The 17,709-nt window shown below is 65.2% G+C and carries 16 protein-coding genes; 2 read left to right on the forward strand and 14 right to left on the reverse strand.

The features are described from left to right. Positions 1-29: 29 nt before the first annotated feature. The 14 genes from QCE62_RS12865 to mpl all read right to left on the reverse strand — a co-directional run bounded on the left by QCE62_RS12865 (position 30) and on the right by mpl (position 16,064). Positions 30-908, reverse strand: a complete 879-nt coding sequence (locus QCE62_RS12865; protein ID WP_309918462.1) for an SMP-30/gluconolactonase/LRE family protein — start codon at positions 906-908, stop codon at positions 30-32. Further along, complete coding sequence (locus tag QCE62_RS12870; protein ID WP_309918465.1) at positions 908-1,696, reverse strand: SDR family oxidoreductase; 789 nt, start codon at positions 1,694-1,696, stop codon at positions 908-910. The genes QCE62_RS12865 and QCE62_RS12870 overlap by 1 nt, the downstream gene beginning before the upstream one ends. A gap of 1,035 nt (positions 1,697-2,731) precedes the next feature. Continuing rightward, a complete protein-coding gene (araH, locus tag QCE62_RS12875; protein ID WP_309918468.1) occupies positions 2,732-3,748 on the reverse strand; it encodes an L-arabinose ABC transporter permease AraH in 1,017 nt (338 codons plus the stop codon). Between the two features lie 43 nt (positions 3,749-3,791). After that, positions 3,792-5,306 (reverse strand): L-arabinose ABC transporter ATP-binding protein AraG, encoded by a 1,515-nt coding sequence (gene araG, locus QCE62_RS12880; RefSeq protein WP_309918471.1) that lies wholly within the window; start codon positions 5,304-5,306, stop codon positions 3,792-3,794. A gap of 60 nt (positions 5,307-5,366) precedes the next feature. Continuing rightward, entirely contained in the window at positions 5,367-6,374 is a 1,008-nt protein-coding gene (locus QCE62_RS12885; RefSeq protein WP_309809827.1) for an arabinose ABC transporter substrate-binding protein, read from the reverse strand. A 141-nt stretch (positions 6,375-6,515) separates the two neighbouring features. After that, positions 6,516-7,295, reverse strand: coding sequence for an SDR family oxidoreductase (locus QCE62_RS12890; RefSeq protein WP_309918474.1), 780 nt, complete (start codon positions 7,293-7,295; stop codon positions 6,516-6,518). Continuing rightward, positions 7,292-7,981 carry a 2-dehydro-3-deoxy-6-phosphogalactonate aldolase gene (locus QCE62_RS12895; protein WP_309918478.1) on the reverse strand — a complete coding sequence of 230 codons (690 nt, stop codon included), beginning with the start codon at positions 7,979-7,981 and terminating at the stop codon, positions 7,292-7,294. The genes QCE62_RS12890 and QCE62_RS12895 overlap by 4 nt, the downstream gene beginning before the upstream one ends. 16 nt (positions 7,982-7,997) lie before the next feature. After that, on the reverse strand, positions 7,998-8,975 hold the full coding sequence (locus tag QCE62_RS12900; protein WP_309918481.1) for a 2-dehydro-3-deoxygalactonokinase: 978 nt from the start codon (positions 8,973-8,975) through the stop codon (positions 7,998-8,000). Beyond that, entirely contained in the window at positions 8,972-9,916 is a 945-nt protein-coding gene (locus tag QCE62_RS12905) for an IclR family transcriptional regulator (RefSeq protein ID WP_309918484.1), read from the reverse strand. Before QCE62_RS12905 ends, QCE62_RS12900 begins: the two co-directional genes overlap by 4 nt. Positions 9,917-10,323: 407 nt before the next feature. Beyond that, the gene (mtgA, locus tag QCE62_RS12910; protein ID WP_309918487.1) at positions 10,324-11,085 is read right to left on the reverse strand and encodes a monofunctional biosynthetic peptidoglycan transglycosylase; all 762 of its coding nucleotides are present in this window, start codon (positions 11,083-11,085) and stop codon (positions 10,324-10,326) included. Further along, positions 11,085-11,927 (reverse strand): shikimate dehydrogenase, encoded by an 843-nt coding sequence (aroE, locus tag QCE62_RS12915; RefSeq protein ID WP_309918490.1) that lies wholly within the window; start codon positions 11,925-11,927, stop codon positions 11,085-11,087. Before aroE ends, mtgA begins: the two co-directional genes overlap by 1 nt. After that, positions 11,924-13,984, reverse strand: a complete 2,061-nt coding sequence (locus QCE62_RS12920) for an RNB domain-containing ribonuclease (RefSeq protein ID WP_309918493.1) — start codon at positions 13,982-13,984, stop codon at positions 11,924-11,926. Before QCE62_RS12920 ends, aroE begins: the two co-directional genes overlap by 4 nt. A gap of 89 nt (positions 13,985-14,073) precedes the next feature. Continuing rightward, positions 14,074-14,673 carry a YqiA/YcfP family alpha/beta fold hydrolase gene (locus QCE62_RS12925; RefSeq protein ID WP_309918496.1) on the reverse strand — a complete coding sequence of 200 codons (600 nt, stop codon included), beginning with the start codon at positions 14,671-14,673 and terminating at the stop codon, positions 14,074-14,076. After that, a complete protein-coding gene (mpl, locus tag QCE62_RS12930) occupies positions 14,670-16,064 on the reverse strand; it encodes a UDP-N-acetylmuramate:L-alanyl-gamma-D-glutamyl-meso-diaminopimelate ligase (RefSeq protein ID WP_309918498.1) in 1,395 nt (464 codons plus the stop codon). Before mpl ends, QCE62_RS12925 begins: the two co-directional genes overlap by 4 nt. 188 nt (positions 16,065-16,252) lie before the next feature. On the opposite strand from mpl, the gene QCE62_RS12935 reads away from it, so the two are divergent. Then, on the forward strand, positions 16,253-16,900 hold the full coding sequence (locus QCE62_RS12935; protein WP_309918501.1) for a UDP-N-acetylmuramate--alanine ligase: 648 nt from the start codon (positions 16,253-16,255) through the stop codon (positions 16,898-16,900). A 17-nt stretch (positions 16,901-16,917) separates the two neighbouring features. Continuing rightward, complete coding sequence (locus QCE62_RS12940; RefSeq protein ID WP_309918502.1) at positions 16,918-17,472, forward strand: TlpA disulfide reductase family protein; 555 nt, start codon at positions 16,918-16,920, stop codon at positions 17,470-17,472. The last annotated feature ends 237 nt before the right edge of the window (positions 17,473-17,709 follow it).

A 17,709-nucleotide genomic window follows, 5' to 3' on the forward strand; every position in this document is an offset into this window, starting at 1 on the left:
GTCATCGCGCGCCGCCTCGAATGCTGTTGTCAGGCGCGGCCCGCGAATGCCGTTTCCGGGAGGCCGCGCACGCCGGGCGTCGCGACGAACACGCCGCCTGCGTGGGCATCGCGACGCAGTGCGTCGTCATCGAGCCCGATGCGTGCGCTCGTCACGAACAGTGTGGCGAAATCCGGGCCGCCGAACGCGGTGCAGCTCGGCTGCGTGGTGGGCACGTCGATGCGTGCCGTCTCGCGGCCGTCGGGTCCGTAGCGGACGACGCGCGCGCCGCCCCATTGTGCGTTCCAGAGGCCGCCGTCGGCGTCGACGATGGAACCGTCCGGCACGCCGGTCATGTCGGTCAGTTCGACGAACACGCGGTCGCCGGTGAAGTCAGGATAGTGGCACGCGCGGATCTGGCGCGTCGGTGAATCGCAGTAGTACATGGTCTTGCCGTCGGGCGCGAAGCCGATGCTGTTCGAGATCGCGCACGCGCCGAGCGGCAGTCGCTCCAGCGCAAGATCCGGGTTGAGCCGATAGAACCCGCCCACGGCTTGCGCGTCTTCGACGTCGTGCTTGGTGCCGAACACGAAGCGTCCGTCGCGGTCGCAGCGGCCGTCATTGAGACGGGTGGGCAGACCGGCTTCGACTTCCATGATGGTGTCGATGCGGCCGGTTGCGATCTCGTAGAACGCGAGCCGCGACGCGAGGCCGAGCAGCAGAAAGCGTGTGTCGGCGCAGGGCGTGAAGCACGCGAGCCGCTCGGGCATGTCGAACGACTCGCTCGAACCGTCGAGCGGATTGCAGCGCCATAGCCGGGCGCCTTCGATGTCGGTCCACCAGAGGCGGTGGCTGGCCGCGCACCAGGTTGCGCCTTCGCCGAGGGCGCATTGGCTGTCGATCAGGAGCCGGGCATGGGAGGTGTCCATCAGGCCCAGCCTCCGTCCACGATGATGTCCTGTGCGGTGATCATGGCGCTGTCGTCGGAGGCGAGGAAGAGCGCGGCGCGCGCGAGGTGTTCCGGCAGCAGTTCCCCGCCGATGCATTGGCCTTGCTTGATGGCTTCGCGGCCGGCGTCGTCGAGCCAGAGGCGCTTTTGTTTTTCGGTCATGACCCAGCCTGGCACGAGCGTATTGACGCGGATGCCGAACTTGCCGAGATCGCGGGCGAGGCCGCGTGTCATGCCTTGTACCGCCGACTTGGCGGTGGTGTAGACGGGGAAGTTGCCTTGCTTGAGCATCCAGCTGATGGAGCCCAGGTTGATGATGGAGCCGCCGCCGAGTTGCTTCATGTCGTCGATGACCGCCTGTGCGGCGAAGAACTGATGACGGATGTTGACGGCGATGCCTGCGTCGTAGGATTCGGGGGTGACGTCCTCGATGGCGTGACGTTTGTCGTTGGCGGCGTTGTTGACGAGCACGCCGATGGGGCCGAGGGTGCTGCGGACATCGGCAATGCCTTTGCGCAAGGCGTCAATATCGGTGAGGTCGACGTTCAGGAACGTCGGGCGGGTTTGGTGTTGCTGCAGTGCCGCGCCGAGGCGGTCGGCGAGTGCTTCTCCCGCTTCTGTGTTGATGTCGAAGAAGGCGACTTTCGCGCCTTGGGCGAAGAAGTGTTCGACGAAACCCTCGCCGATGCCGGTCGCGCCGCCGGTGATCAGGATTGTTTTGCCTGACAGGCTGGGGTAGGTGGCAAGTTTGGGTTCGGGTTGGGGCATGGTTTTGAGGTCAGTGGATGGGTTGGTTTGCCCCTCGCCGGGGCGGGGGTCTTCGCTTGCGGCCCTTCGCGTGGTCTGTTTCTCTCGCCTGCGCTTCTATGGACTTCCCGGTTTCGCGTCGGTTTATCAGCACTGCCCCTCCCCAGGGCGAGGTTCTGCGCTTGGCCCTTCGCGTGGTCTGTTTCTCTCGCCTGCGCTCCTATGGACTTCCCGCTTTCGCGTCGGTCTATTAGCACTGCCCCTCCCCGGGGCGAGGTTCTGCGCTTGGCCCTTCGCGTGGTCTGTTTCTCTCGCCTGCGCTTCTATGGACTTCCCGCTTTCGCGTCGGTCTATTAGCACTGCCCCTCCCCGGGGCGGGGGTAACTTTCTTTGCTGCTGCAAAGAAAGTCACCAAAGAAAGCAGCTTTTTTCTCGCCCAGCGTCATTTAGCGGCACGACACAGAACCATGTTTCTGGCACTGCAGTAGAGAGTGCCCTCATAGGCCACACCGGGCGCGGATCGCGGACCCACTATGCAACCGCGCCCTCAATCAAACTGGTACAGCCCCTCAAAGCTCCGGCGCTGCGCTACGCGCCGCCGACCGGTCAATCAGGGATGCCAGTGCACTCTTGCTAACGCGTCCATCTCATTGCTCCTGCGTCCCCTGCCACCCGCCGGTTTCCCTTGCATACCTTACGGCAGCGCGTAGCGCTGGGCCGGAATTTTCAGGTGCTGCACCAGTTCGTTAAACGGCAGTTTGTCCCAGTGGGTCCGCGATCCACGCCCGGTGTGGCCTGTGAGGGCACTCTCTAGTGCCGGCCAGTGAGGCATTTCTGTGTCGTGCTGCTGGTGGACCTTGGGCGGTAAGAAAGCTGCTTTCTTTGGTGACTTTCTTTGCAGCGGCAAAGAAAGTTACCCCCGCCCCGGGGAGGGGCAGTGCCAATAGACCGACGCGAACACAGGTATTCCATAGAAGCGCGAGCAGAGAACCAAGCGCAAGCAGAGAACCAAGCGCAAGCAGAGAACCAAGCGCAAGCAGAAGCAGAAGCAAAACATCAATCCCGCGAACCGCGATTCTTCAACTGATCGAGCAAGACTGCAGCAAGCAAAATCGCCCCTCTCACAAGATACTGATAAAACGCATCGATATTGAGAAGATTCATCACATTCTCAACCGTGCCCATAATGAGCACGCCAATCACCACGCCAGAGATCGTCGCCCGTCCGCCGAGCAGCGACACACCCCCCAACACACAAGCCGAGATCACATTGAGCTCGAATCCTTGAGCAGCATTCGGCTGCCCCGACGTAATCCGCGATGCAAGAATCACCCCCGCCAGCGCCGTCACCGCGCCTTGAATCAAAAAGATCCAAACCCGCGTCCGCTCGACATTAATCCCCGCAAGCCGCGATGCCTCCGGATTACCGCCAATCGCCAGCGTGTTACGCCCATACACAGTCTGGTTGAGCAATACGCCAAAAACGATGAAACACGCAAGCGTGACCCAGATCGGCAGGGAAATCCCGAACATCGCAAGCCCGCCAAGCGCAATGAATGTATCCGACGACACACCCACCGCCTGCCCGTGCGACACGATAAAACCCAGTCCACGCACGATCTCCATCGTGGCCAGCGTCGTAATCAGCGCGTTGATCCGCAAGTACGCAATCACCGCCCCATTGACGAAGCCGATCACCGCACCCGCCGCCACCGCCGCAACAATCGCAATGGCCGTGTTATCCGTCGCGTTCAACACCATCGCGCACAACACACCCGCAAACGCGATCGTCGAACCCACCGAAAGGTCAAAGTCCCGCGACGCAAGACAGAACATCATCGTGCACGCGACCATGCCGATCTGCGAAATCGACAGCGCCAGACCCAGCATGTTCTCGATCGAAAAGAAGTGATCGACCGTCAGCGACATCGTCACGAACATCACGACGAAGATCACGATCAAACTGTATTCCGTAATCTGCTGCCACCACTTCTGCTTGTCACTCTTCTGCGGGATCAGCGTGCTCGCCACCGTCTCGGCCGCCTGCCCCACGATGTTTTCTCTGGCTTCCATGTTTGACTCCTCTCTTGTCCTGTTCCGTCGCCGTCCGCCCGGCTCACGCCGCCTGCGCGACGCTGTCCGACTGCGGCAGCGCCAGACTCAGCACCGCCTGTTCATTCGCCTTCTCACGCGGCAGTTCGCCCGCAATGCGCCCCTGCCGCATCACCACGATGCGATCCGACACACCCAGCACCTCCGGCAACTCCGACGAAATCATCACGATCGCGCAGCCACGCTCCGCAAGCTGATAGATGACGTTGTAGATCTCATGCTTCGCGCCGACATCGATGCCGCGCGTCGGCTCATCGAGAATCACCACCTTGAGATCCGGCTCCGCCAGCCAGCGCGACAGAATCGCCTTCTGCTGGTTGCCGCCCGACAAAAAGCGGATGCGCTGCCGGCGGCTCGGCGTCTTGATCTTCAGCAAGTCGATAAACCGGTCCGCCGTCTGCGCTTCCTTCTTCCGGTCGAGAAACAAACCGCCGCGCAGATAATGCCGCCGGCACGAAATGTTGATGTTCTCGGCAACCGTCGCCATCGCGACAATGCCCTCCTCCTTGCGGTCCTCCGGACACAGCACGATGCCGTGACGAATCGCCTCGCCGGTGCTGCGCACCTTGATCGGCTGGCCGTCGAGCGCAATCGCGCCGTCCTTCTTCTTGTCCGCGCCGTAGACGAGATGCATCAGTTCGCTCCGGCCCGCACCCACCAGCCCGAAGAACCCGACAATCTCGCCACGCTTCACCTCGAAGCTCGCCGGCGCGCTCAAGGCAGCGCCCTGCACGTTCTTCACCGAGAAACGCACGTCGCCGAGCGGCCGCGCGCGGTAGTTGTAGATATCGCTGATCTCGCGGCCGACCATCTCCTGCACCAGCGTGTCGCGCGGCACGTCGGCGAGCGACAGATGCGAGGCGATCTTGCGGCCATCGCGGAAAATGGTGCACGCGTTGCACAGCTCGTAGATCTCGTCCATGCGGTGCGAGATGTAGATCAGCGCACGGTTGTCGGCCTGGAGATCGCGCACCAGCTTGAACAGCACCTCGGTCTCGCGATGCGAAAGCGAGCTGGTCGGCTCATCCAGCGCAATCACGCGCGCATTGCGCAGCAGCGCCTTGCAGATCTCCACCATCTGCCGCTGCGCGATGGAAAGCTTGCGCAGCTTCGCGTTCGGATCGAGATCGACGCCCATCGCCGCGAGCCGTTCGGCCACGTGCTTCCGCGCCGCGCGCTTGTTGACCCAGCCGAGCCGGTTCGGCAGCGCGCCGAGCAGCAGGTTCTCGGACACCGTCAGGTCCGGCACGTACTGCAATTCCTGGTGAATCACCGCGATGCCCGAGGCGATCGACGCCGCCGCGCTAGCGAAATGCACTTCCTTTTCATCGATGAGCACGCGCCCCGAATCGGGCTGGTACTCGCCGCCGAGAATCTTGAGCAAGGTCGATTTGCCCGCGCCGTTCTCGCCCATCAAACCGTGAACTTCGCCGGCGTTGACGTCGAACGACACGCCGTCGAGCGCGCGCACACCTGGAAACACCTTGCCGATATTGTCAAACCGCAGCGTCGCTGACACATCGCCTCCTGATTTCATCGGCGGGCCACGCATGCGCGGCCCGCTTGCTGCACGAAAGTCTTAGTTCGATGCCAGACCCATTTGCTGACGCACCGACGCAACGTTGTCACGCGTCGCCAGCATGCCGGTCGTGAGCGTCAGCGGCGGCGGCGCCTTGCCGTCCTTGATCCATGCGTACATCAGTTCGGAGGTCTCTTCGCCGTGACGCTTCGGGCTGATGATGACGGTGCCGAAGAAGCCGGTCGGGTTCGGCTTCTTGAACTCGTTCAACGCCGAGTCCGAACCGCCAATGCCGATGCCGATCATGTTGTCCGCCTTGAAGCCCCGGCCTTCCGCCGCGCGCACCGCGCCCAGCACGCCTTCGTCGTTCAGCGCATAGGCCACCCAGTGCTTGAACTGCGGGTTCTTCGTCAGCGCGATGTTGGCCGCGTTGAAGGCGTTCTCGGTGTCGGTCTTCGCCTGCGGCGCCATCACGATGTTCGCCTTCGGGAAGCCGGCGGCGACCAGCGCGTCGGTGGCGCCGGAGGTGCGGTCATGCGCGGTCGGCAGCTGTTCGTAAGTCACGTCGATCGCGCCGACATCCTTCATGTCCCAGCCGCGCTTCTTGATCTCGGCGGCGATGCCGTCGCCCACCTGCTTGCCGATGTTGTAAGCCGAAATGCCCATGTGTGGCACGGATTCAATCGGCTTGCCCGAGCCGTCGACGAGACGGTCGTCCACGGTCATCATCTTGAGCTTGTCGGCCTTCGCCTTTGCGACGATGCCCGGCCCGAGCTTCACATCGGGCGTGCAGATGATGAAGCCCTGCGCCTTCTGCGCAGCGAGGTTGTCGATGGCGCTCATCACCTTCTCACCCGACGGCGCGCCGATCTTCACGAGCGTGAAGCCCTTCTCCTTCGCGGCCATTTCGGCGAACTTCCACTCGTCCTGGAACCACGGCTCTTCCGGCTGCTTCACGAGGAAGCCGATCTTGACGTCGTCGGCGGCCTGCGCAACCGGCGCCGCGATCATGGAGGCGCTTGTGGCCGTGGCGGCAGCGATCAGCGTGAGGAACAGTCTGCGTTTCATCTTGTGTCTCCTGACTTTTTCCGTTATTTCAAAGATGCCCGCGTGCGGGCGCTACGAAGCTACGAAGGTGTGCGGCCGCTTTTTTCATGTGTGATGTCGCACAGCGGCCAGTGCGTCATTCGTCCGGATCTGTCTTCTGCATCAGTCGTGATACAGCGCGCTGCGCCCGCCATCCACCGTGATGCAACTCGCGTTGATGAACGGCGCCTCGTCGGACGCCAGGAACACCGCCGTCATCGCCACTTCGCGCGGCTGGCCGATGCGCTTCATCGGCTGCAGGTCGAGCGTCGCCTGGCGCGCGGCCCGCGGATCGTCCTGCGCATCCCACCAGTCCAGCGTCAGCTGCGTCTCGATGTAACCCGGCGCAATCGCATTCACGCGCACGTTGTTCGGCGCGTACTCGATGCCGAGCGCACGCGTCAGGCCGATCACGCCGTGCTTCGCCACCGGATACGGAAAGCAGCCCGGAATGATCTTGAAACTGTGCGTCGACGCAATGTTCACGATGCTCCCGCGCCCGCGTTCCACCATGCCCGGCAGCACCGCGCGGCAGCCGTTCCACACGCCGTCGAGATCGACGGCGAAGCAGCGGCGCCAGTCGTCGTCGGTCATGGTGAGCGGATCGCAGAACACGTTGATGCCCGCGTTGTTCACCAGCACGTCGAGCGGGCCGAGCCGCGCTTGCGCCTGCTCAACCGTGTCCTGCACCGACGCGCTCTGCGTCACGTCCGTGCGCAGCGCGATCACGCGCGCATGGTTCGTTTCCGCCGCAATGCGTTCGGCTGTGGCCTGCGCGGTGTCGATGTCGAGTTCCGCCAGCACCACCGCGGCGCCCTCGCGCGCGAAGGCCAGCGCGATCGCCGCGCCGATGCCGCGTCCCGCGCCGGTGACCATCGCCACCTTGCCGGCGAGGCGGCTCATTTCTTTTCGCCTCCATGTTCACGTCGCGCCAGCGCCAGCCCGTCGATGAAGGCCTTCGCGTGATGCGCGGTCACTTCGGCGCTCTGGCCCGGCTTGTACAGCGCCGAGCCCAGACCGAAACCGTTCGCGCCGGCCGTCAGGAACGGCCCCATGTTGTCCGGCGCAATGCCGCCAACCGGCACCAGCGGCACCTCTTTCGAAATCACCGCGCGCCAGGCCTTCGTCACGGTCGGATCGAGCTGCTCGGCGGGAAACATCTTCAGCACGTCCGCGCCCGCTTTCAGCGCGAGAAACGCTTCGTTCGGCGTCGCGACGCCCGGCGCGCACGCCATGCCCTGCGCCTTCGCGGCACGGATCACGTCGGCGTCGCTGTGCGGCATCACGATCAGCTCGCCGCCCGCCCCTTTCACGTTGTCGACGTAGCTCGGATGCAGCACGGTGCCCGCGCCGACAATCGCGTCGTCCGGCAGCGCCTGGCGGATGGCCGCGATGCTGTCGAACGGCTGCGGCGAATTGAGCGGCACCTCGATGATGCGAAAGCCCGCCGCATAAAGGGCGCGGCCGTGATCGGCGGCTTCGGCCGGCGTGATGCCGCGCAGGATCGCGATCAGCGGACAGGCGGCGAACGCCTTGGCCAGGCCGCCGTGCATGCCGTACGGCGCGGGCAGATTGATGGGAGGCTGCATGTCTCGTGACTCCATCTCAGGCCGCGCGCGACGGCGCGGACACCAGCCCGGCCTGCGCGGCAATTCGGTAAAGGCCGTGCTCGGTGGCGTGCGCGACCGTTCGTGCCTCGTGGCAACCGTAGCGCGCCAGTGCGGCGCGATACCGGTCGCACAGCGCGTCGTTGCCGATCAGGCGCAATGTCTTTCCCGCCAGCGCGCCCTGTTCGCGCACGAGCACTTCGTTGAGGCCGCGCAGCTCGTGTCCGATCAGCAAGCCCGACAGATAGTCCGACTGCTGTTCCGCCGTCAACTGGCCGGTGAGGCCGAGCGTGCGCGTGCTGAAGATCGTCGCGAGCACGCCCGGATGACCGGCGTCGCGCGCCGTATCGACGCCGCGCAGGAACGCCGCTTCGTCGTGCGTCGCGCTCGGATGCATGGTGCGGCCGAGGATCGTGTGGTCGCGCAGTGCGCCGAAGGTCTCGCCGGTCATGAAGGTATAGAAACGCTCGATGCGGTCCTGCCCGACGAACGCCCATTTGGCGTGCGTGCCCGGCAGGCCGATCAGCGCGCCGCCGGCGGCGCCCAGCGACGGTTCGCTCGCCAGCGCGCCGAAGATCTGGGTTTCCTCGCCGCGCATCACGTTGGGCAGCGTGCCGCGTTCGAGCACGCCGGGCACGACATGCAGCGCGACGCCGCGCGCCGTCTGCACCGTCACGATGCCGCCGACGAGCGCATCCGCGCCGGCCGGTGTTTCGACGTAAGGCGCCTCGACCCAGCCTTGCGCGCTGCCGACCATGCCCGCCGCGATCACCGGCAGCTTCGGATGCGCATCGAGCCACGCGCCGCAGGTGTCCTCGAAGGCCTGATCGAAGCCGCCTTCGGGCAGTTTCATGATGCCCGCCGACGAGGCGCGCGTGTCGAGCGCGCCGGCATCGCCGCCGAGCAGATAAGCGCGCAGCGAGGTCGTGCCCCAGTCGAGCGCGATGAGTGCGGGTCCGGACGCGGTTGCGCTCATCGCTTGATCCTGCGCGACGGCTGCGGCGCGCGCCAGCCGAGTTCCTCGGAGATCGCGCGCGCCTCGCGCTGCACGACCGGAATCAGTTCTTCCATGCGTTCGTGCGGCATGTACGGAATCGTGCTCGCCACCGACAGGGCCGCGACAATCGACCCGGACGCGTCCCGCACCGGCGCCGCGACGCAGCGGATCGACGCTTCGTTCTCTTCGAGATCGAAGGTGAAGCCGCCTTGCGCATAGCGCGTCATGCGTTGCAGGAAGGTGTCGAAGTCGGGGCGGTTGTCGGGCTTGAAGCTGGTTTTCGCCAGCACGCGATGCGACGCGTCGAGCAGCCGCTTCCAGGCGTTCGCCTCGAGGTCGAGCATCATCGCCTTGCCGATCCCCGTCGATGCCAGCGGCATGCGGTGCCCGACGCGCGAACGCATTTCCAGCCCGCGCGTGCCCGGAATCTTGTCGATGTAGAGGACGTCGTCGCCGTCGCGCACGCCGAGGTGAATGGTGTCGTGCGTATGGTCGGCGAGCGCCTGGAGATGCGGACGCGCGACCGCGGTCAGCGGCATCTGTTCCAGCGCGATCGTGCCCAGTTCGATCAGCTTCGGCCCGAGCAGATAGCCGCCCTGCACCTGGCGCAGATAGCGCGCCTGCACCAGCGAACTCACCAGCCGGTGCGTCGTGCTGCGCGTGGTGCCGAGCGCGGCGCCGAACGAGCGCAGATCGCGCGCGCCGTTGGCGGCAGCTTCTAGGATCGCGAGGCCGCGCAGCAGAGTTTGCGTACCGGCCTGCTGCGGCGTGATGTCGACGAGCGCGCTCGGCAGCGCGATCGCGTCCGGATCGGGCGCGTGGCGCGCGGCGCCGCTGCCGTTGCGTTTCAGGTCCGGAGCGCTCGCGGGAGCGGCTTGCACGTCGGCGGCGTCGGTTTCGGGATTCTGGAACTGAGTCATGGCGCGGATCTCCTGTCGAATCACGAAGCGCGGCGAGCGGCGAATGACGGCGTCATCGCGTGCAACGCCGAAACCGCATGGCCCGACCAGGAAGTGTGCGCTGCCTGCTTGCCGGACGAAGGTGTCCGGTGCGAAGGTGCCCGCGAACGCGGGCAGGCGATCGATTGCATGACGTGTCTCCGTTGTTCTTGTCGCGTGCCGGGCGCCGCTTGGGCGGTCGATCCGGCGGCACGCGAAGTGCCGTTTGCCAGCTTTGGTCGGATTGTAGTTCTGCCCGTTTGATTTATTCAATATGTGATCGAACGACTCACATAATGGGAGTCGAGTGTGTGACGGGCCGCTTTCCAGAAACAAAAAAGCCCTGATGAATCAGGGCTTTATCATGTTTATCGAGCTTCAGCTAAAACTCATTGCGGCAGTTCTGCGGCGCCCATCCGGCGTGCGATCACGCCTGCTCGCTGGGACAGATACGGCGCGTTGCGATGGTCGTCGAAATACTTCGGGCGCGGCAGCATGACGGCAAGCCGGGCGCTCTGCCAGGCGGTGAGCTTCGCCGCCGAGATCTTGTAATAGTGCTGGGCCGCCGCTTCCGCGCCGTACACGCCGTTGCCCCACTCGACCGAATTCAGATAGATCTCGAAGATGCGTTCCTTGTCCATCCAGAATTCGAGCATCCAGGTGATGACCAGCTCCTGCGCCTTGCGCACATAACTCTTCTCACGCGACAACAACAGGTTGCGGGCCAGCTGCTGCGAGATGGTCGAACCGCCCGCGACGATCTTGCCGCGCGTCTTGTTCTTCTCCCACGCCTGCAGGATGGCGTCGGTTTCGTAGCCGTTGTTGTTGACGAAGTTGGCGTCCTCGGACGCGATGATCGCGCGCTTCAGATTGCGCGAAATCTGGTCGTAGGGAACCCAGGTGCGCTGCAGCGTCACGCCCGGATGCGTTTTGGCGAGCGTCCATGCGTCGCTGCGCATGAAGGCTGTCGGTCCGGGATTCACCACCGTCCAGATGCCAACCTGCGCGAAGAACCAGACTTGCGTGGCGAAGAATGCGATACCCAGCACCGAGACGCCGTAGACAATCCAGCGCGCCGGCCCGAGCCGCACCTCGCGGCGGCTCCGGGTGCTGCCCGATGGCGTACGGCCGCCGACCGGCGCGGTGGTCATCAGGCTTTCGCGGCCAGCGACTGGCGCAGCTCGCGCAGCACCGCGCCGCCGTCGGGACGCACGCCCCGCCAGACGAAGAACGATTCGGCGGCCTGCTCGACCAGCATGCCGAGCCCGTCCGCCGCGCGCGCGCCGAGCTGCGACGCGTGCTGCATGAAGACGGTGGGCTGCGCGCCGTACATCATGTCGTAGGCCAGCGTGGCCGTGCCGAAGGCGCTGTCGTCGCACTCGGGCAGCGCGGCATCGAGACTGCCGGCCGTCGCGTTGACGATCACGTCATAGGCGCCGCCCTCGACACTCGCCGCGCCGCCGCCCGAGAAGCGCACGCCGCAATCGGCCGCATTCTGCGCGAACTGGTCGACGAGCTGATGCGCCTTCGACGCCGTGCGATTGACGATGGTGAGCACAGCCGGCGCGCGTTCGAAGATCGGCAGCACGACGCCGCGCGCCGCGCCGCCCGCGCCGAGCAGCAGGATGCGCGCGCCCTTCAGGCTCACGCCGAGATTCACTTCGATGTCGCGCACGAGCCCGACGCCGTCAGTGTTGTCGCCGCGCACGCCATCGGGCCCGAACGCCAGCGTGTTCACCGCGCCCGCCGCGGCGGCGCGCGGCGACAGCGAATCGGCCAGCGCGTGCGCTTCGAGCTTGAACGGCACCGTGACGTTCAGGCCACGCCCGCCCGACGCGATGAAGCGCCGCACTTCAGGTTCGAAGCCGCCGAGCGGCCCGAGCATGCGGCCGTATTCGACCGGCTCGCCCGTCTGCGCGGCGAAGCGTGCATGGATCCACGGCGACTTGCTGTGCTCGACCGGATTGCCGATCACCGCGTAACGATCTTTCATGATCCGCTCGGCTCCGAGGGTTGCGGCGCATCGTCAGGGGCAACCGGCGGTTCCGTCGACGCCTCCGCCGACGCCTCCGCCTCGCTTTGCGCCGAGAGATCGTCGGCTTCGATGATCTCCTCTTCGGCCTCGTCTTCCTCGGCCGGTGCGCTGACGGACGGCGCATCGATCACGTGCAGCAGGCGGCACGACGCCTCGACCGTCAGCTCATCGGTCGAGACGACTTCCAGCATCACGCGCGTGCCGCGCGCATGCACGCCGAGGCCCGGCACGTGCAGCATCAGCGGAATTTCTTCGAGACGCACGAGATCGTCCTTGATCACCGACGCCGGCACCTGCTTTTTATTCTCCTGCCTGAGCCAGCGCAGGCACCAGAAATACTCCATGCGGCGCTGATGATCCGCGTAGGCGCTGTAGGTGTCGTCGAAACCCTGCACGACAGCGAACAGATCCGCGTCCTTCGGCTTGAACGGCGCGGCCAGCTTGGCCATCACGCCGTGCTGCACGCAGGCGAGCAGCTGCCATTGATTGACGAGGTCGACATAGCGGCGCAGCGGCGACGTGCTCCATGCATATTGCGCGACGCCCAGCCCTTCGTGCGGCGCGGGCGTCGTCTGCATGCGCGTGCGCTTCGGACCGGGACCGCCGAAGCCGCGCTGCGAACGGTAGATGCCCGGCACGCCGTGGTCGTTGAGAAACGCGCCCCACGACGAATTCGCGAGAATCGCCAGTTCCGCGACGATCAGGTCGAGCGGCGAACCCCGGCGGCGCGGCGTGATCGTGATGTGCTCGCCGTCGACATAAAAGTTGAAGTCGTTGTTGCGCTGCACTTCACGACGCAGGCCATAGCCGGCGCGCGCTTCCTGGCGCTTCTCGAACAGCGCCTGCGCGAGCGGCCACAGCACCGCGATATCGTCCTTGTGCGGATACTCGCCCGTACCGGCGGCGAGACTTTCCTCGGTGACGTGCTCATCGAGATGGTTGTGGCGCAGGTTGCTCTTCACGAACACGCGCTCGGCGCGCGTCTCGGTGGCGACGATCTCCTGCGTCTCGCGATTCACGATGATGTACAGCGACAGCGCCGGACGCAGCCCGCCCTCGCCGAGCGTGAAGACCTCGACGACGTTGTCCGGCAGCATCGTGATCTTGTCGCCCGGCATGTAGACGGTGGACAGGCGCCCGCGCGCGATCGCGTCGATGGCGTCGTCGCGCGTGATGCCGAGCGCCGGCGCCGCGATGTGGATGCCCACGCGCACGCGACCATCGGCGAGATGTTCAACGGAGAAGGCATCGTCGATTTCAGTCGTGGTGACGTCGTCGATGGAGAACGCCTGGACGTTCGCTTCCGGCAGATCCTCGGGCAGCGGCGCCGGCTGCACCGCCGGAAAGCCGATGCCATGCGGGAAGTGCTCCGACAGGAAACGCGCCTCGTGCAGCGCGCGCGGCGACGCGATGCCGCCGCATTCGAGCATCAGCCGCGCCTGCGAAATGCCGCGCGCGGCGGCGGCCGCCTCGAGCGCCTTGTACTCGCTGGAATTCTTGTCCGGCTTCGTCAGGAGCCCGATGGCCTTGCCCTTCAGCGCGTCGGGCAGTTTGCCGGCCTTGAGTTCCTCTTCCCAGCCCTGCTGCACGAGCGCCTGCTGCCGCTTGCGCTCGAGCGAGGCGAGCGCCATCTGCAACTGCTCCTGCGGCGCGCGCTGATACTGGCCGCGCCCCTTGCGCCGGAAGTAGACCGGCGAGCCGTGCATCCGCAGCACGAGCGCGGCGCGTTCGGCGGGACCGAACTTGTCGCCGAAATAATCCGCGCCGAGCGTGGCGAACGGAAATTCCTCGTCGGGCGCGCATTCCCACAGGAAATCGAGATCGATCTCCTGCGCGATCGCGTCGGCCTCCTGCATCAGGTCGCCGGCGGCGGGCTTGTCGAATTCGATCAGCACGTCCTTCGCCCGCACCTTGGCGCGGCGTCCGCCCGGCAACTCGACCTGGAACGCGTCGCCCTGCTTGGACAGCACCGATCCGGCCTTGAAACTACCCGATTCCTCGAAGAAAACGTTCACTCAATACTCTCGTCAGACAGTGGACCGGAACGCAGACCGATTAGGTTTTGCCCGCGCGCCGGTGGTTGAATGGGTTCGACCGCCCGGATTCACGCCGCGGCGGGCGTGACCAGCGGCGGCGGCGCCTGATCGCAGAACGCGAGCACGTCGGCGAGATGCGCCGGAAAGTCGCTGATCGCATGATCGCCGCCCTGAATCAGCGTGGTGCGCACGCCGGGATAGTGGTCGAGCATCGTACGGTAATCGAGCACTTCGTCGCCCGTCGCCGCGATCAGGAAATAGCGTTCGGGCCGCGTGATCCGGTCGACCGCGAGCGCGCGCAGTTCGTCGAGATGACGCGGCAGCACGGTGATGCTGCCGCCACCGTGCCACAGCGGCTGTTCGCCGAGGAAATGGCTCAGGTCGCGCTGCGGCACGACGGCCGGATTCAGCAGCACGGCGCGCCAGCCATGTTTCTCCGCGAGATACGTAGCGTAGTAGCCGCCGAGCGAACTGCCGACCACCGTCACGTCACGAGCCGCTTCGTCCGCCACGAGCGACTCCGCCAGTTCGACGGCATCGGACGGTGAGACCGGCAGCGTCGGGCACCGCCATTCGCCGAGCCGCCCGAGTTCCGCGAGGCGCGCATGCATGACGCGCGCCTTGAAGGACTGGGGAGACGAGCGAAAGCCGTGCAGGTAGAGAATCACGCCCGTCCTCCGGCGCCGCGCGCCGAAAGCGCGTCGAGCAATTTCTGATGGACGCCGCCGAAGCCGCCGTTGCTCATGACGAGCACGTGGTCACCGGGACGCGCGGCGGCCGCGACCGCCTTCACCAACGGTTCGATTTCGTTGAACGCCCGCGCCTTGTCGCCGAGCGGCGCGAGCGCGTCGGCCAGATCCCAGCCAAGCTTGTCGCGGCCTTCGCGTGCGCCGTAGCCGAATACCAGGTCTGCACCGGCAAGGCTGGCGGGAAGCTGCGCCTTCATCGTGCCGAGCTTCATCGTGTTGGAACGCGGTTCGAGCACGGCCAAGATGCGCGACTCGCCGATGCGCGTGCGCAGTCCGGCGACGGTCGTGTCGATGGCGGTGGGATGATGCGCGAAGTCGTCGTACACGGTGACGCCGTCGACGCTGCCCTTCACTTCCATGCGCCGCTTGACGTTGCGGAAGCTGCCGAGCGACTTCACGGACTGCGCCGCCGGCACGCCCACCGAGCGCGCCGCCGCGATAGCCGCGAGCGCATTCATGCGGTTGTGCTCGCCCTGCACCTGCCAGTTGACCACGCCCTGACGCTCGCCTTCCCAATACACGGCGAACTGCTCGTCGACGGCCACGCCGTCTTCAGCGGGCAACGCCTCCCAGCCGCCTTGCACGCCGAAGCGCTCCACGCCCGACCAGCAGCCGCGCGTCAACACGCGTTCGAGCGCCGCTTCGCGCCCGTTCGTCACGATGCGCCCAATCCCGGGCACGGTCCGCACGAGATGATGGAATTGCGTTTCGATGGCGGCGAGATCCGGGAAGATGTCGGCGTGATCGAACTCGAGATTGTTGAGCACGGCGGTACGCGGACGGTAGTGGACGAACTTCGAGCGCTTGTCGAAGAACGCCGTGTCGTATTCGTCCGCTTCGATGACGAAGAAGCTCGCATCGGTCAACCGCGCCGAAATGCCGAAATTGAGCGGCACGCCGCCGATCAGGAAGCCCGGGTTCATGCCCGCGTCTTCCAGCAGCCAGGCGAGCATCGAGCTCGTGGTGGTCTTGCCGTGCGTGCCGGCCACCGCCAGTACCCACTTGCCGTTCAGCACATGCTCGCCGAGCCATTGCGGGCCGGACGTGTACGGCAGTCCGCGATCGAGGATGGCCTCCATCAGCGGATTGCCGCGCGTCACCACGTTGCCGATCACGAACAAGTCCGGCTCCAGCGCCAGCTGCTCGACCCCATATCCCTCGATCAACTCGATGCCCTGCGCTTCGAGCTGCGTGCTCATCGGCGGATAGACGCCCGCGTCGCAGCCAGTGACCTTGTGGCCCGCTTCGCGCGCCAGGACGGCGAGTCCGCCCATGAAGGTGCCGCAGATGCCGAGGATGTGGATATGCATAAAGCGTGTCGCGCCGCGCGGGCGATTCAGTGCGGAAAACAGGGAATGGCGCCTGGTTCGAGGCCCTTGCGGGAGCGCGCCGGAGAGAGGCTATTGTAACCGAGCGAACTCCGCCGCCCGGCGTCCGCGGCGGTGGTGTTCGCAGCCGGCCAAAATGGCTGCCTGCTGTTATCTAGTATCATTTCGGCATGGTTCGCAAATCACATTTCGATCCGCAGCGCGTGCGCGAGGAAATCGCGATCGCCGCCGCGAGAATGATCGCCGAAGACGGTCTCGACTACGCCACCGCCAAGCGCAAGGCCGCGAAGCAGGTGGTCGGCGAGACGAAGATCGGCGGCGAATTCCTGCCTGATAACGACCAGATCGAAGAGGAAATCCGCGAGTACCAGGCGATTTTCCAGAGCGACAGTCAGCCGGCGGTGCTCCGCCGCATGCGTGAAACCGCGCTCGACTGGATGGAGCGGCTCAAGCCCTTCGATCCCTATCTGACCGGCGCGGTGCTGAACGGCACGGCAGGCGAACATTCGGATGTCCATCTGCAATGCTTCTGCGACAACCCGAAGGAAGTCGCCATCTACCTGCTGAACAACAACGTGCAATACGACGTTTCGGAGACGCGGCATTTTGCCGGGCGCGGCTACGTCGAGACGCTCAGCTTCCTGCAGCGCACGCCGGGCGAGGAACCGGTCGGCGTGCACATCGCGCTGTATGATCCGGACGACCTGCGCGGCGCCGTGCGCGCGGACGGCCGCGGGCGGCTCGCGCGCGCCAATGCCGCCACGGTCCGCTCGCTGCTCGATTCTCCCGATGCGCCGCCGCTCGAAATCGGCGGCTGACACTTTTCCGGACGCTCATGAACACCACACGCATTCTCGCGGCCCTCGTCGTCGCGGTCGCCGCAACGGCCGGCGGCTTGTACGCGAGTCACGTTTTCCACGGCAATGACAGCGAGGCCGCGACACCTGCCAACAGCAGCGCGAGCGCCGGCAGCCCCGTCGAACAACTCTGGAAGACGGCGCCGCCGGGCGCGGCGGGCACGTCGCAACCCTTGTCGGCATTCAAGGGCAAGCCGGTGGTCGTCAACTTCTGGGCCTCGTGGTGCGGGCCGTGCGTCAAGGAAATGCCGGAACTGTCCGCGCTTCAGCGCGAGTACGAGAAGAAGGGCATCACCTTCATCGGCCTGGGCGTCGACAGCGAAAAGAACGTCAACGACTTCCTCAAGAAAGTTCCGGTGGCCTATCCGGTCTATGTCACCGGTTTTGGCGGCGCTGATCTGGCGCGCAGCTTCGGCAACAGTGCCGGCGCTCTGCCTTTTACCGTCGTGATCGATGCAAAAGGCACCGTTCGTTCAACAAAATTAGGCGAAGTGGACAGCGCTGAACTTAAACGCACTCTCGACAGCCTGTAAAATTTGACTCTATGCTGCGCGCGGGTTGCATTAAGTAAGCCGCGAGTTAGGGTACATTACGGCGATCTTGAGCCAAATTCGAGATGAACCGTTGGCGCACGCGGTAATTTGTCCCGCGCCGGAGAGTTGGCCCAAACGGTAAAACTAGACAAAATTCTCTAAACGGCGCTAAAGTGCGCCCAATTCCGCACAACCCGAAGCGACCATGACGACTCTGCCGGTGCCGCGCGCTTACCT

Source organism: Caballeronia sp. LZ033, from assembly GCF_031451265.1.
Classification (GTDB): domain Bacteria; phylum Pseudomonadota; class Gammaproteobacteria; order Burkholderiales; family Burkholderiaceae; genus Caballeronia.